We start from the raw sequence: 15,914 nt of genomic DNA, 5'->3' as shown, positions 1-15,914 counted from the left end.
GCAGAATCATTCAATGCTAAAATAAAAGCATTCAGATCAAAATTCAGAGGTGTTAGAAATGTAGAATACTTCCTTTTTAGACTCACTACTATTTATGCATAATTTTTATCACTCCACAGGTTTTCGTGTTGATCCAAAAAATAGCGGCTTGGCAGAAAAATAAATATAAAAAAACTCCTTAATTTCTTAAGGAGTTTGTTGTGGGCGATGAGGGGTTCGAACCTAATGAGCTAAACCCGCACCAATACCGTGTTTTTATTTTTAGAAAACAGCTGTGCCATGAATCTGCCACAATTATTATTTCTTTTCAAAATCTTAAAAAAGTTCCTGCATAAAACTTCTTGTATTTTAAAGAACGTTATAATTCTTTTTGTACTTGCAAAAATACAACTTATTTTTAGTTTTCAACTAAATGACTCAATTCTTTCTTGTCTCTAATCTATCTTTAAAACATATTTTAAGGTACTTAAGAAACTTATCGTGCATAATTTAGATTAGCATTTTTTCTTTGTCCTATTTTTGAAATACAAACTTTATAAATATCAAAAAATGTCAAAGAAAAATCAAATTGCTTTAAGTAAAATGAGTGTACAAAAAATAAAAAGTAGCTCAACCAAGCAAAAATCAATAGATAACAGATCTAATCAATTAAATCCTAATAATATTGAATATCAGAAAGTCCATGTAAACAAGAATATGAAAGTAAATTCTAAGAAAGACAATCATTGTGATTGGGATGATGATAATTTTGGTGATGATTGGGAATTTAATCATGATTAACATGAAAATAAGTTGCCTAATATTATTTGGAGTTTTATCATTAAACAGTGTGTGATTTACTAGTTTTGATAGTGTTACTTTCTCATTTTATAAACAATTATTTTATGTTAAATAAATTTTTAGAAAATTATAATAAACTCTCTTTTGAAAAAGAAGAGGAATTGAATACTATTTTCTTCGTCATGTTTTATGGAGGTGAAAAAGAATTAAAATCTAAATTAAATGAATTAAAAAAACAATTAAAAACTGATGAAGAAATTTTTGAAATTTTGAAAATTGAAACTAATTTTAGTTTCTGGGTAAAAGTATCAGAAATAATGGTGTTAAATAATATATCAGCTTTAATTGAGACTAAATCTAAACTTCAAGAGAGCAGAGATGAGTTACTTAGTTTAATTACAGATCATGAGGGCTTAAAAAAGATGTTGACAATTCAGAAACCTTTCGCAGAGTATTATTTAAAAACTTTATTTGGAATTGATTTAGAGGATAAAACTAGAGAAGAAAGCAAAATTCTTTTAAAAAAAATAATTTATGTGACTAAGGAGACTATTGCTGTAGAATTTAAATGTAATAAGAGAACCTTAACAAAATGGCTTGAATTTTATTTTGGGGATAGATTTGTTAGAAAAGATCGAAAGATTACTATAGACGAGTACATAGAAATCTTTGAAGCGTTCTTTTTAAGTGATGAAAAACTACATTTGAATAATGATCTAAATAAATATTTAAAAAGATTGCAAAAAGGTGTCACCTTCAACAAAAGTGATTTGGCTCTTTTATGTGATTCGGATTTAAAAACTCAAAGAGAAAACCTAAAAAAAATAGCAATTTTCTCATGTTTAAATAAATACCCATATTCCATTTGTAAAGATTTAGCAAGTAGAATGGGATATGAATTGGAGTTTTAATTTTAATAAAATTGATTGGAAAATTTTAAATATAGAATAAGAAAGAGAACGTGCATTTTGTGCTTAAATTTTGAAACATATCATCATGCAGGAAATTTTTATAAAATAAAAACCGGAGAAACTATTCCCAATTATAAAAGAAGATTCTTATAAGAAAAAAATATAGCTAATCGAAATAAATGTATAAAGAACCAGTTTTAATCTGGAATTACTAGAAATTTAAGAATGATAGACGAATTGTAATGAAAAAAATTATTGAAGAAAGTAAAACTAGAATTCAAGAAGAAGAATTAATAATTCGCAATAGAATAATTGAATATCTAAAAGAATGCGATTACACAACCCATTCAAATTCTTTCCAAGTAATTGTTTTTAAAGTTATTTAATCTGTTTTTCTTCTACTTGTCTATAATCTAAAGTATTAATATTATTATCGAGTAGTTAATCCAAATTCCTTTTTTATTTTTTACGATTGTCTCTATTTTGGATCCTGATGCTCTCAGCTTTCCATAAGTTATAGTTAAATTTATAAAACCATTTAAAAGCGACTTGTAACTCATTTAAAATAGTTTCCATATCCTTTGATGAATCCCAGACAGCTGCAAAACTTCCAAATGAGATATTTTCTCTTTCCTTTTTAGATAATAACATTCCACTTACGTAGTTATGCATAATATTTATAATGTTGCTTTTATAATTAGCATTGAATTCAGGTGTAATCTCCTTTTCATAAAATGGTCCACTATCAGGTGAGAATCTAAAATCATTTTGTGTGCATACATCAAAGAACTGTGTCATAAATTCATCTTTTAAATTTCGAATATTTTCCCAATTCCTTATACTTACATCAAAATACAACTCTTTCTTAAATAAATCTAAACCAATCATATAATGACAATCTGTTTTGTTTGATTTGGCCGTTACACATATTACCGCTGATGGAGACCAATAAAATGAAAAATCATCTTTAATTTTACTTGACTTAATTAGATTATCCCAAATTTTGTATGTAATGTTGACAAAAATTTCATAGTCACTAGGTTCCGGACTCTTCCATAATCTATTTATACAATCGCAGTAATCAGCTAATATTTGTTCATTCATAGAATTTATTTTTTTACTATTTGCCAAACTAAATTTATAGGCCAAAGTAACATATTTATCCCGTTTGCAATTTTATTTCACTTAGGATTTTTATCTCCTCAATTTTTTAAAACCTACATTTTAATTACTAGAAAATTATATTTCGTACTGTATTTTCCTTTGCCTGAACTCCATTTGGAAAGCAAATTTCCTTTCCATGTATGAAATAACGCTTAGTGTTGTTCCATTGCCAAAAACCAGAAGCTTTTGTAAATAAGAAGCGAATAATGATTTGTCTAGTAATATCGGTTTGTTTATTTAACTCTAAACTAATTATTTCATCTAGTTTTATATTATTAGAGTATATCTCAATAATTGTTTCTAATTGTTTTGATGGTATCCATTTTCTCCAAAAAGTAAAATCATGTTCCACACCTAAATAAAATCTCTCACATCCCCACGACGATCCTTCTCTAAACTCAGAAAAATTTTCACTATAAACAAGCATCGCAATACTAAGTTTATCTATATTTTTTTTGTTTACCAATTCTGTAAATAATTGATATGTTTTTTCGAAATCAGACAATTTGAATCCATTTGAACTATTAGGATATATGATATTCATCCATTTAAAAAGAGGAGATATTTTACCATTTAAATAATTTTCATCTTCCGCTGACCAAATTTTATTTTCAATATGTTCTCGTTCAGAATTGTCTTGACAGTTTACATAAATTATTAGTTTATGAATTTCCTCTGTAGTTAAAATAGATTTATATTCGTCTGACTGTATTTTTATAAAGTTGACAACGTCGCAATTACCATTATCTTTTGCAAGTTTAATTGCTGTGTCAATTGTTTCAGTATTTCTTGAAATGTTAGAAAAAAAACGTATGTATCGAAATACTTCATCATAATTTACATTTTCCTCATCTACATAGTACTTGTTACTGTTAAACTTTACATTAGTAGAATTTTTCAAATAAATCAATGAAGGATATAAAACCATTAAATTTGGTTTTTGAATTCGTTCAAATTCATCTTTTAAGTTCTTAATCCAACAACTTCTATGACTTAATAATTTTTCCTGAATTGTTATTAGTAAAAAAAAAGCTTTAAAATATTCTTCAACAACTTCAATTGAATATTCACCTGTGGCTTCTATTTTTTTTATCCAAGAAAGAAATTCATTAAAACCTTCATCTGCACTCAATTGGAATCCTTTGTTAACCCAAAAAAAATCTTGCCAGATTTCCCATTTAGAAGTCCATTCTTTTTTCTTTTCAACTGGTATTTTTGACAAAAGTATTGATTTTTGATACTCATTTGGTTCCATAGGGTCACCGCAAGTATTTACAATTTCGTACATTTTCTCACCATATTCCCTAATTTTTGAATACGTCTGTTTTGTGCCCTCTTCTTTAGCTTCAAGATTAATATATACAAAACCAATTTTATTTAAAATGAAATCAGTTACAGTTTCAAAATTAGATTGATTAATTAGATTGCTTATATCCTTTAAAGCAATTACAGCATTTTTTATGGATGGATCGTCTTTATAATTATCCCTAAACCAACTTGTCTTAGAAACATCTTCTAAATCTGCAGTATTTTTATTTTTAAAAGTAAGATTTACTAAATTATTGATAAAATAGTCCGTAGTATTTCTAACTTCATATTTTAATCTTGGCTGTCCATTCTTAAATTGTAAAAGGTCGCTTAATTTTTCATTTTGCTGATAGCAATTTAAAACTCCTAAAATTAAGTATAAAGTCGTAAGTCTCTGTTGACCATCGCATAAATAAAGAAAACTCTTCGGATATTCATATGTGTAAATAATACCATAAGAAAATTCTTTGTATTTTAATTTATTTTCGGCTTCTTTGATTAATTCATTCGTAAAATTGTATGCTAGACTTTTTTTGTTGTGATTTGTAAGTACCGTGCCCCAGCAATAATCCCTTTGTAAATCAGGAATTATAATTTTATTTTCCTTTTTTAATACATCACTAAGTATATTGAATGTCCCTTGGTTCATTTATTTTATTATTTAAAAAAAATATCAAATTCAGTTTTAAATTCGGCAGCATTTTTTTCAATTTCTTTGATCAACCACTGTGTGTGGCTTCCGAAAATTGATAAAGTATGCAGCCAAAGTCCATAATTTTTAGTTTTAGAATTTATAATTCCTTCAAAAAGTATTTCTTTCTTTTTTTCAAATGATTCATTACTTAACTTACTATTTAATCCACTGGGAACTAAGACTAAATTGCCAACTGTATTTGTTAGTTTATTAAGTTTTTCTAATTCTATTATACTTAGTTTTGTTATGTTAGAATATTTTTGAGGTTTTATATGTTCTAAACTACGTTTGTTGCCTTTTATAAAATCCTCCGGCAGATTATAGGATTGTTCTTCATAAAGTGAAAAATCAAATTTTTGATTTTGTTTGTTTGTTCTCATGACATTCATCCGAAGCAATTGTCTTGCGACTATGGTGTACTTATCATGATAAACATCTTCATGTTCTACAATTGATTTTATAAAATCTTCTTTTAGAGTTTCATCAAGAATTTCCTTGATATATTCACTTTTTAAATAGCCTTCAAAACTGTCTTTTTTATCAATGTATTTAGCAATTAGTTCCAAGAGTTTTTCCTCTTTTTTTTGTAGACCACATCCTTTAAATAGAAGCCCCAAATAATTGTGAATACTAACGTTGCTAAACCATTCCTGCAAAATATTCTGAAGTAATCTTAATTTTTTAAAGACTTCTACCGCTTCAATTATGGTATCTTGCTTATCTGCAATTTCCTCTTTGAAATATTCAAATAATCCATTTTCACTAATATTTATTTTTCCTTCATTAAAGCGTATGAATAATCTGCAGAGAACTGCCAAATTTGGTTCTGTATCTCTAGAATTCATTTTTAATTCTAAGGAATTGCAAAATGTTATATGCTGTTTGTTTTCCCACCATTTTCGCCAATCATCCCATTCGGTTGCCAATTTTGATCTCAGTTGATTTATTTGCCATTCCAATGCTTCATTATTTAAATTGTTATTTAACTCTCCAAATAATTGGCGTGAGGCTTCTCTTAGCAAGTTGGATTTAATTAAATCCGTTTGAGTCATTTCAGCTTTATCTTTATTCATCATTGAAAAAACCTTGGTTTCATCCTGATTTTCATCGAGCTTTATATAAATAATTTTTATATTTTCCTGAAGGAAGTCTGCAAACAATTGTATATTTTCTATTTCATTTATCTCATCCTCGCATATATTCCATGCTTTTTTTAAAGCAGCAATATCCTGGACATTTTCGTCACCTTCACAGATGCCTTTCAAAAACCCCTGTATAACATGATTAGCTTCATCTCTTACTGAGTAATTAAATTTATCTTTTAAATTAATTTGTAGTTTCATCCCTTTATTTTGAAGCACACAAAATAAAATATATAAAGAAGTTGTTCGTTGCTGTCCATCAACAAGTTCTATTGTAGTTGTAGTTTCCTTGGCGGTAATTCCCTGTAAATAATATTCGTAATTTTTAATTATTTTTCCATCACGAACTGCATTATGAAATTCCGTTTTGAAATCTCTTAGGAGCAATGATAAATGTAAATCACCTCGTTTTATATTTTTTTGTAAACTCCATTTGTAACCTCTTTGATAATAGGGAACCACAAATTTTCTGGCATCGCTGAAGTATTCTTTTAAGTTTTTAAAATTTGACATTAATTTGTGTTTTCAATTATTTGATTATACTCGATTATGGTTACCCGTCCTTCAAATTCTTTATAAATTTCGCCAACTGTAACTAAATATTCTTTTTTATTCTCAATTATAAATTTTTCCAGCTTTTTAAAACCTGATGGATTTTTATTAAATACGTTTCTCCACGTTGCTTTTCCACTCATAAACTTTATGAATGCTACTTTATCTTCAACAACAAAATATTTAATGCGAGGATCATTTGCCACTAAAAGAATAACATAATTAGCGAAATAACCTCGGCGTCTTATACCATTTGCACTTTTTTTATTCCATTTACCAAATTTGAATTCAGCGATTCTCAAATTGGTTTCCATATCAAAACGTTCTTTATGATTTCCAGCACCAAGTGACAAATATTCTACTTTCTCATCTTCATTTAGCCAAACTTCTTTTGCTATCATGATACCCGATGCATGAACTATTTCATCAATTTGTGATGAAGCTTCTTTAATTATTTTGGCTGCCAAATAAATGGTTTCGAAATTAGAAATAGAAATTGTCTTTTCTAATTTTTGTAAACCATTAAGGGTTTCTTTGACACTTTCGTTTTTAAAAATTTTAACGATGTTCATGGCTTCACTAAGGTTCATAATCAGTTTTTAATTCTCTTACTTCCGTACATTTTTGTTTTTTTCTATAAATTTTTTTTCTTGCTCTTCTTCAATAAAATCTTGCTCTTTCTTTTTTGAAATTACTTGTTTTAGATAGATTTCTCTATTTATTCTAATACGCTCTTTTTCTAGTATGACAGTCATCTTATAATTATTAATAAAGAAAACTACCAATAATATAAAAGAGATTAAAGTGAAAATGTATATTATCTTTTCACAATTGAGTTTTTTAATTTTTTTCATTCTGAAGGATAATTTGGAAAAATGAAAAAGTTATTAAAATAGTTTCTTTCATCTTTTTGCTAAAGCCGAAAATTGAAAGGTTGCGAACCACACACCATTTCAAAACACTAAAAATTTGGGCAGTATTACAAAAAATGATGAAACCATAAAAATATAATTTAATGAAATTTAAAACATCTTCTCAATTCTGATTTTCGCACTTATTAGTTATAAAAATGAAATATAGCTATTTAAATATTAATTTTTTACTTTATAACTTTACAAAAAAACTAATAAAATGACTAAAACTATAAAACTCCGAGTGAAAAAGGAAATAGACAGAAATAGTGAGTTTAAAGTATTAAAATTAAAAGGCAGTTTAATTACTAGAGGATTTACCGAAATTATTCACATTGAGGATGAAAATGAAAATTTTTATCTTAACTCTTTTTCCACTTCTCCTGAAAACAAAAAAAAAGCAGACGATTTTATTTTAGATTACATATCGGTAAATAATTTAAGTGAGATTATTACTTTGATTAGCACTATAAATAATAATTTCTGATGGCAAAACTTTAAATCAAAAAAATGGATTATTAATATTTTCTACGATATTAATCTAAAACTGGGGTAAAAAAACAAATCAAACAAATTAAAGCAATTAAAAAAGTTGCGTAGATAGTAAACATAGTACGTTTATGGCTACGATTAATTTTTGCCAATTTTAAATTTAATTTGACTTTTTCCTGGTCGATTATATCTTGATATCTATCATTCATTATTTCAAATATATTAAACTTTTCAAAAATATTATTACGGATTTCCGTAACACACGTTTTATTTATAATAAATTGATTGTATTGTAATTCCTCCATTTTTCCAGTTATTTAAGAAGTTAAGCCTAAATTCCCTGGATGGAAATAACAAGATTATTCTCGTGCGACCCACTTCCAGTAAAATCTTCTCATGCTTTTAGTGTTGTAGGTTCGACAGGCCAGCCAAATTAGACTGGTGGCCCAGGCACATCAATCTGGTTGATTGAACACTGGATTTCCCAAAGATCCTTCACGTGGTTCTTGGTTTTCTGTTACAGATTTTTAATAATTCACTTGCATAAGTCTGTCGTAAATTCCGAAATACGGTTTGAGCCTAGATAGTATGAATAAATAAAATATCATTTTCGGGTTTTTACTATTCAAATAAATTCATTTTAAGTAAACTATTTATATAATCATTGCTTGTCTCGCTTAACATGTCAAAATAATAAAATGCGTGTCTTTTTAAGTCCTCTCCAAATTTTTCTGAATTATACAATCTAACCATTCCATTTCCTATAAATTCTCTATCTGTTCCTCTATCAATAACCCATTCCATAGGCGAAACTCGATTAACTGTTTTTATAGCAAAATAACCTCCAAAATTATACGCTGGTTGATGAAAGTAAGGATGTCCAAATACGCCCAGATTACTTTTTTCTTTTAATTTAAATTTTTCGTTAAGTTTAAATACAATCAAATTAAAAGAGGGTGTCTCCCAATCACCATGCTTCATTTCTTTAATCGTTTTGCTATAATTAACCTCAATGCCTATGAAGTAGTCTTTTTGAAAACGCTTGTATCTTATTTGAGTTTTTCCATTCTGTAATATCTTGTCGAAACTTTCGAATTTTGTTTCCAACAAATGATTATAATAATTTATCCAACCTTCTATATTGTAAAATGGATCATTTATATATACTTTATAATAATCTTCTTCTTTTACAATTTTGTCCTCAAAACAATTAAAATTAGAAATTTCTTTATACGAACTTTCCTCTGCAGATGTCCAGAATTTTTCTTTAGATGAATTCTCAATTTCAATTTCGGCCTCCGTTAATTTTTCCAATATTTCAGGCTCTCCATTTGTACCATCGGTTGGAGTGTAATTATAAGACAGATTGTTATCATCATAAAAAATATCTAAATAATCTAATCGCTTTAATATGTCGTCATTAATATTATTCATATTAACTGGACTTAGAAGAAATGAATATAACGCTCTCTCTAAGTAAGTATTTTTGTATTTTTCGATTAGCTTTAAAGTGTCTTCTTTTAAAATATCTATATTGTAATTCATCTTTTTATATCACTCATTCTTCATGTGAACTTCAGTATTACTATTCCAATTTAACTGTTTTTAAGTATAAATCAGCCACCTTTTTCATAGTAAATTATAAATTTACTTACATTTTATTTTGTCGAAAATAGTTTTTAATTGATCCATGACAGATCCAGATTTAAAATCTTCTTTTGAAATTGCATCAATAAGTTTTGGGCAATCTGCAAAAGCTTCTCTTGACATTTTTCTGATTAATGAATCTGTTCCTATGGCAAAACCGTTTGATCCTGTTGTAGCATAACCAAATACTAATTCTTCACTATTTTTTTTACCAAAATAATAAGCTGTATTCGCAAAAGTAACTACAGTACTCGTACCTGCTGCATTTCGACGATTACTGCCATCCGAAGCAATCGCACCTATTTTTACATTTTTATCATAAACAATATAAAACCATAGTTTTTTCTTTGATTTAGAAAATTTGCCTGTTAAAATATTAGCTGTTGTGGCATATAATCGTTCTGCAATATATTTTTTGCTTTCGCCATCTGCATATTCTATTTTTTTGATATTGCCACTTTCAATTTTTTCTTTTTTGGCTTCTTCATCTGTTTTGAAATAGACTTTAGAATCGTCACTTTCGACCATTTCAGCAAGACCCTTCCTAGTTGATCCGTCTTCCATAAACAAAACAGCTTTAATAAATTTAGCGTGTCCGGTTGTTGCTAATAAAAGTATAGTTACAAGTAATATTATTTTTTTCATAGTGATGATTTTATACGTTAAACAATTGTGCTACTCCTGATTCTCGATGTTTAATTTGATAGAAAACTAAAGTATTAGAATCTCTAAATTTCTTACTTTATCTTACGGTTATTGGATACCGTGGCAACAATCTATAGTATCAATAAAGCCTTCATGATTTTATCCTGGCAATTCTAAATTTTGAATTTTTAGCCCTTCTCTTTTATCTAACGAATCAAAGTCTTCCATTTTTTTACAATTGTTTAAGTAAATTAATTCTAACTTCTTGTTGGAATTTAAAGCCTTTACAGATTTCAGATTCCTGCCATAATTAATTTTAATAGTTTTGAGGTTTTGCAACTTTTCAATTCCATCCAAACTTTCAATATTTGTTAAGTTAAGTTCTAAATATTCTATATTCTTTAGTTCACCTAAGAAATCGATTAAAGATTTACTTTTTGGATTATAGTACCAAACAATTAGTGATTTTAAATTAGAGTTATTATTTACTAGCTTTATTTTTTCATTCCATCTTAAAATAGAAACAGCTTCTAAATTAATAAATTTTGAAAGATCTACATTCCCTTTCGACGTACCATTTACATACATTTCTTTAACTAAGTACAAATTAGAAAAATAGACCGCATCAAGTTTTGCATCCATAAAAGAGACATTATAAAAATTTAAATGCGCTATTTTATGATTAAAAACAGAGATATCTTCTTTTAATGTTCCATCATAGGATATTGTCTCATAAAAAATTTCTAAATGTTTATTAGGATCATATAATTCTGCTAAATAATCGTTGTAACCCTTTGGATCATCTTTCTGTAAATGTATTTCTAAATCACTTTTCTTTCTAGTATTTTGTTCTAAAAAACGTTCAATAGATTCATCAGTTTCAATACTAATATATTGACGATTTTGAGCTTGGCATTTATATATATTAAAATTCATTTTTTATTATTATTCTCTGCTCTGTACATCTTATAATTTACCGTTACAAATCAATATTGGTTATTGGCTTTTTATCAATATTTAGATTTCCTTTACTCTAACATAGTATACTTTAGTTTTGTCTTCTAAATTAATAGCATGTAAAGTATCTTCCGTAGTAGTTGTATTAATGTATGTAGCTCTCTTATGACGTGCCCTCTCTATTGTAAATACTTCTAATTGTCTTGGTATTCCACCGCAACAAAGCGTTGTACTTTTGTAGTAACTAATTTTAGCGGTTACTTTATCAACAGCAGAGCCATTCCTAAATCTTCATACGGAATAATATTTCCGTTGGAGTCATAGGTTATTTATAGGAAACACATAACATTTCTATTAACTTAATAATTATTTCAGTTTTTACAACACTACTAAAATCTATTTTAATCTCTGCTTCCTTTACCAAGCACAGACCATCCTTCGGTCTATTAGGATCATAATATTTATAAGGAGAAATTATTAAGACATTACCATCCAAGGATACCTGACAGCTATTAGAATTTTTATATAAGGTCGCAAAGGATCTTTGCCCCATCTTCAGTAAGTGATCTTTCTCCCAAGACGCCCAATCATTCTTTTTAGGTGTAGAAATCCCAGTTTTACTTTTACTTAAACACTCAAACAACTTTTTCTGGAACTCATCTATAGATACATCCAAAGGAAGTGTGTATATAGGATCATCAATAATTCCTAACCCGATATCGGAAGTCGATTCAGTGACTACGATATAACTTTTATCAGTCTTATAAACATTACAAGTTTTCATATTTTTTATTTTACAATTCTAACATTAACTTTGATTCCAACTTCTTCGCCATATTTTACAGCAGCTTGTATAGCTTCTACTTGGGCAGCAGATGCTCCTTTGGGTACACCAACTTCGAGTACTTTCTCTGTTATTTTCCCCCCCGTGGTGTTTATACCTCCTCTATTTACTCCTTCAAAAGCTTCTAATTTTTTAATATATTTTTTTAAGACACTTAAAACTTTACTTGAATTTTGATATCCTTTTGTTCTTAAGTCAAGCGTTTTGATACTTGTAGCGACACCTTTAACGAATTTATCAATAACAGGATAGCCTTTAGCTAAATTTCCTCCTAGCATTTCTTCGTAGACAAAACCTCTGGCTAGCCATCCTCCTTCAACATTCCATAACGAACCTCCGGCCCTGCTAAGTGCCTTAAATGCCAGTCCACCTAATTTACCAATCCCTACACCTACGGCAGTCGTTAGGAGTTCATCATTAAAAGATTCTTGAGCACGATCGTATGGTAGTTTTTCATTTAAATTAGTGCCTAAATAACTGTTAATATTTCTATTAAGCCAGTCATCTGTATTTTTGTGAAATAATCTTCCATTTTTTTGTTCCAGAATTTGATATCTACTGACACTAGGAGGTAAAACATTTCCGGCATAACTAAAACCTGAAACGGAAGAATTATTAGACCAAAGATAAAAACCTTGATCATTTACGAACCAGTCTCGACCATCTGGGTCAATTAGATTTACAGGGTTATTTGCACAATATACATATGAAGAATAGTTAGGGTGCTTTTCTGTCAACGGGTCAATACTTAACCAAATAAACTTAAAAGCATCATACTTTAATAAATAAATTTCACTTCATCATTAAATTTATAAATTGATGTAAGATTTTTTGGAGCCTTACCAAGTTTATATAGTTTATTAAGATTAAGACTAAACTTAATGAGTTCAAAGTTACAATCTGTAAAATAAATATTATCGTCAAGTAGATAAATTTGTCCACCACAAATAGCATCTGAATCATAAAAAGAAATTAAATTTTCGATCTTAAATTTATCAATATCAAACTCGTTTATTTTTGAATCATACGAATAATAAATAATTTTATTATTAAAAATTATTGGTTTCGTAATCAAATCAATCTTTTCATTTTGTTTAAATTTAATAACTCCAGAAAATTTATCTAATAATACAACTATTCCTTCATTTTTTAAAGTATTTCCTGTAACTCCACAAAAGATGTAATCATTTATTAATAATATTTGGGTTGCACCATCAATTTTAGACTTATACTGCCAAATTTCTTTCCCTGTTTTAATATCAAAACAAACTAAATTACTACATCTAAAATCAGATACATATAAATGATTATTTTCAATAAAAAAGTCATTAATCAACATTGAATGACATTTTGAATCATTCAATGTTTTTAATTCATACTTTAATTTACCTGTCGTAGAATCTAAAATGATTAAACCATAATCCCTAATACTAAAAACTAAATCATCACCAAATAGTTTAAAATTATTTATTTGTTCAGGTGGTTTAAAACTCCATTTCACTTTTTTGTTTTTAATTTCAATACATTGAAATAATTCATCAGAAATTGGAGTGTATAAAATATTGTTATTATCTAAAAGAGGCTGCAAACAATTTGATGTTTTAGAAACAATGGTATATAATTTATTGTTTTTGAGGTTTTTGAGATTTATTAATGTATCTTGATTTTTAGAAATTAAAATACTATCATTAAAAAAATTTGAAACGCAATTATTTTCCATATTGTGTTTTTGACTAAAATTGTTACATGAAAACAAAAGGAATATTGATGACAAAACTACTATAATATTTTTCATAATCTATTTATCTTTTTCTTTTAGAATAATATTTATTCCAATAAGGCAATGAAACATCCATTCCGTGATTAAATCTTTGCTTCCAATCTCTTACATTTCCTTTAGGGTTAAATCTTAAATCTTTAGGAACTCCCAAATTATATATCCCTTGTCCTTTAGCCATTTTAGACAATTCATTTAACACTGCTGGTCGTTGTCTTGCATAAATAGGGCCAACAATATCTCTCTGCTCAATAGTCAAAGTTTCTGTATCCCAAGTATTTGCAGATGTTCCTTTTAAAACCGAACCGTTATTTAAATCTCTCAATCTTCCAAATACATTTTCGAAAATTGCCTTGTTCCCATCTTCCGCAAATTGTTTAACATCAGCTTCAACATCATTATCCATTACAGAAACAAAAGGACTGTGAATATTTGACATTTGAGAGGCAACTATAAATGCAGCACCAGCCCAATTTGTTTCGTAACCTTTGCTATCTGTCTGATTTTGGAACCATTTGTAGAACTCAGCTCTTTGCTCTATTGAATTATACTCTTTATAACCGTTTTTTTGCTGTAGATTGTGAGTATTTGCATTTTTCCATGTATCAGTACCATTTATTCTATCATCAACTCTCCAATCACCTTTACCCATTTTCCCTTCATAATCATTAGGTCTTTCTTTACGACCATCAGGATCAACCATATTTATTGGATTGTTTAAGCAATAGTTATATGGAGAAGCGTTTGGAGAAGACTCCGCTAACGGGTCAGTATTCAACCATAAACTAGTCTTCATATCCAAATACCTGGCCCCATAATAACTAAGATTCGTCTCGCTGTCCAACTCCTTGCCATTAAACAAATAAGGACTGGAAAAACTCGAACTATGCTCCTCGAACAAAACTTCTCCAAAAGCGATATATTCTAAGTGCTGACTTATGCTTCCATTTTTGTTTGTAATATACGAAGTACTTCCCAAATTATCCAAGTGAAAATAAAAAATATCATTCTCCGGCAATCCAATTCCTGTAAATCCTTCACCAGCTTTAACTGTTGTTGGTTCAACTGGTGGCCCAAATTGTACAGGCGGTCCCGGCACATCGCCTGGTGCATTGAATACCGGATTTCGTGGCCAGCCTTCTGGTGGTTCCTGGTTTTCTTCGACAGGTTTAATTGCTTGACTTGGGAAAGGATCACCTGTAAATTCCGGCGTTGCATATATTCCCTGTTGCGTTGGTGGTCCCGGAGGAACTCCCAAACTCTTTACATAATTATCTAGTGCCTTTTGCTGCTCGGCAGTTAGCTTACCGTAATTTACGCCTCCTGCCGTTAATTTTAAGGGCTGTGCAAATGATCCATTCCCTAGCTTGCTTACAATTCTTCCTGCACCTTCAAAATAATGTTTAGTGAATTTGCCTTTGCTGATAACAAAATAAGGGCTTACATAACCGGTGTAATCATCAGTATGTACAATCGTTGCAGCGGTTTCACCATTGATGGCAACATTTTGCGAATCTCCGGAACTTTTAATTATGCGCTCTCCTGCTGCATCATATGTATATTGGTGAATCCTGCCATTATCATTAATTCCCATCAAACGGTTTTCTTCATCCCATGTCATTTTTCTGAAACTTTGATATTCACTATAGCTAGTGGGGTTTCCGTTCCCGTCGTAAACATATTGACGCGGTTCAGGTTTTCCTGTCTCGGCAATTTTATTTGGTGCGTTAGGATGCAGTTCGTTATTGTAATTATAATCTAAAACATAACCTTTCTGCTCGTTGTTTACTGTATGCACCAAATTTTTACTGGTAATATTGTGCATTTTGTTATAGCTCATATTCAGCTCATAACTTGCCTTTGTAAATTCGCCCTGATAGGTTGCTTTGGCTGATTTTAACCTGTAAAAATCGTCGTATTGGTATTCGTGCGAAGCTGTTCCACCTAATGTATTGTTAACAACTGGACTTGCAACAAAAAGTGGGACAAATTTTCTAAGACCTATGCTACACTTTTAATTTTATAAAATTCTAGTTCGATTTCTTTAGGTGTTTTATATCCCAAAGAAGAATGCAGACGTTTTCTATTAT

16 protein-coding genes are annotated in these 15,914 nt (G+C 28.8%); 3 read left to right on the top strand and 13 right to left on the bottom strand.

The annotated features are described in order from the left end of the window. Positions 1–549: 549 nt before the first annotated feature. On the top strand, positions 550–780 hold the full coding sequence (locus tag J3495_RS18430; RefSeq protein WP_210668360.1) for a hypothetical protein: 231 nt from the start codon (positions 550–552) through the stop codon (positions 778–780). Positions 781–884: 104 nt separating this feature from the next. Next, positions 885–1,691, top strand: coding sequence for a hypothetical protein (locus tag J3495_RS18425; RefSeq protein WP_210668358.1), 807 nt, complete (start codon positions 885–887; stop codon positions 1,689–1,691). 459 nt (positions 1,692–2,150) lie between these two features. On the opposite strand, the gene J3495_RS18420 is transcribed toward J3495_RS18425, so the two are convergent. The 5 genes from J3495_RS18420 to J3495_RS18400 all read right to left on the bottom strand — a co-directional run bounded on the left by J3495_RS18420 (position 2,151) and on the right by J3495_RS18400 (position 7,405). Further along, positions 2,151–2,795 (bottom strand): hypothetical protein, encoded by a 645-nt coding sequence (locus J3495_RS18420; protein WP_210668356.1) that lies wholly within the window; start codon positions 2,793–2,795, stop codon positions 2,151–2,153. Positions 2,796–2,922: 127 nt separating this feature from the next. Beyond that, entirely contained in the window at positions 2,923–4,812 is a 1,890-nt protein-coding gene (locus J3495_RS18415; protein WP_210668354.1) for a DUF262 domain-containing protein, read from the bottom strand. 8 nt (positions 4,813–4,820) lie between these two features. Continuing rightward, entirely contained in the window at positions 4,821–6,512 is a 1,692-nt protein-coding gene (locus tag J3495_RS18410; protein ID WP_210668352.1) for a DUF262 domain-containing protein, read from the bottom strand. Next, positions 6,512–7,141: a hypothetical protein gene (locus J3495_RS18405; protein WP_210668350.1), complete on the bottom strand. Its 630-nt coding sequence runs from the start codon at positions 7,139–7,141 to the stop codon at positions 6,512–6,514. The genes J3495_RS18410 and J3495_RS18405 overlap by 1 nt, the downstream gene beginning before the upstream one ends. A gap of 18 nt (positions 7,142–7,159) precedes the next feature. Next, positions 7,160–7,405 (bottom strand): hypothetical protein, encoded by a 246-nt coding sequence (locus J3495_RS18400; protein WP_210668348.1) that lies wholly within the window; start codon positions 7,403–7,405, stop codon positions 7,160–7,162. Positions 7,406–7,682: 277 nt separating this feature from the next. Between J3495_RS18400 and J3495_RS18395 the strand changes: the two genes are divergently transcribed. Then, the gene (locus tag J3495_RS18395) at positions 7,683–7,949 is read left to right on the top strand and encodes a hypothetical protein (RefSeq protein ID WP_210668346.1); all 267 of its coding nucleotides are present in this window, start codon (positions 7,683–7,685) and stop codon (positions 7,947–7,949) included. Between the two features lie 49 nt (positions 7,950–7,998). On the opposite strand, the gene J3495_RS18390 is transcribed toward J3495_RS18395, so the two are convergent. From J3495_RS18390 to J3495_RS18355, 8 genes are all read right to left on the bottom strand, one after another. Beyond that, positions 7,999–8,259, bottom strand: coding sequence for a hypothetical protein (locus J3495_RS18390; RefSeq protein WP_210668344.1), 261 nt, complete (start codon positions 8,257–8,259; stop codon positions 7,999–8,001). Between the two features lie 316 nt (positions 8,260–8,575). After that, complete coding sequence (locus tag J3495_RS18385) at positions 8,576–9,499, bottom strand: hypothetical protein (protein WP_210668342.1); 924 nt, start codon at positions 9,497–9,499, stop codon at positions 8,576–8,578. A gap of 102 nt (positions 9,500–9,601) precedes the next feature. Beyond that, positions 9,602–10,246 (bottom strand): hypothetical protein, encoded by a 645-nt coding sequence (locus J3495_RS18380; protein WP_210668340.1) that lies wholly within the window; start codon positions 10,244–10,246, stop codon positions 9,602–9,604. A gap of 159 nt (positions 10,247–10,405) precedes the next feature. Next, entirely contained in the window at positions 10,406–11,182 is a 777-nt protein-coding gene (locus J3495_RS18375; protein WP_210668338.1) for a hypothetical protein, read from the bottom strand. Positions 11,183–11,528: 346 nt separating this feature from the next. Beyond that, complete coding sequence (locus J3495_RS18370; protein ID WP_210668336.1) at positions 11,529–11,987, bottom strand: contact-dependent growth inhibition system immunity protein; 459 nt, start codon at positions 11,985–11,987, stop codon at positions 11,529–11,531. Positions 11,988–11,992: 5 nt separating this feature from the next. Beyond that, positions 11,993–12,784, bottom strand: a complete 792-nt coding sequence (locus J3495_RS18365; protein ID WP_210668334.1) for an endonuclease toxin domain-containing protein — start codon at positions 12,782–12,784, stop codon at positions 11,993–11,995. A gap of 41 nt (positions 12,785–12,825) precedes the next feature. Next, entirely contained in the window at positions 12,826–13,767 is a 942-nt protein-coding gene (locus tag J3495_RS18360; protein ID WP_210668332.1) for an outer membrane protein assembly factor BamB family protein, read from the bottom strand. A gap of 82 nt (positions 13,768–13,849) precedes the next feature. Further along, a complete protein-coding gene (locus J3495_RS18355; protein ID WP_236025506.1) occupies positions 13,850–15,664 on the bottom strand; it encodes an RHS repeat domain-containing protein in 1,815 nt (604 codons plus the stop codon). Between the last annotated feature and the right edge of the window lie 250 nt (positions 15,665–15,914).

Source organism: Flavobacterium geliluteum (assembly GCF_017948595.1).
Taxonomy (GTDB): domain Bacteria; phylum Bacteroidota; class Bacteroidia; order Flavobacteriales; family Flavobacteriaceae; genus Flavobacterium; species Flavobacterium flavipigmentatum.
Note: the sequence above shows the minus strand (reverse complement) of the source record. Positions and strands in the feature narration are given on the sequence as shown.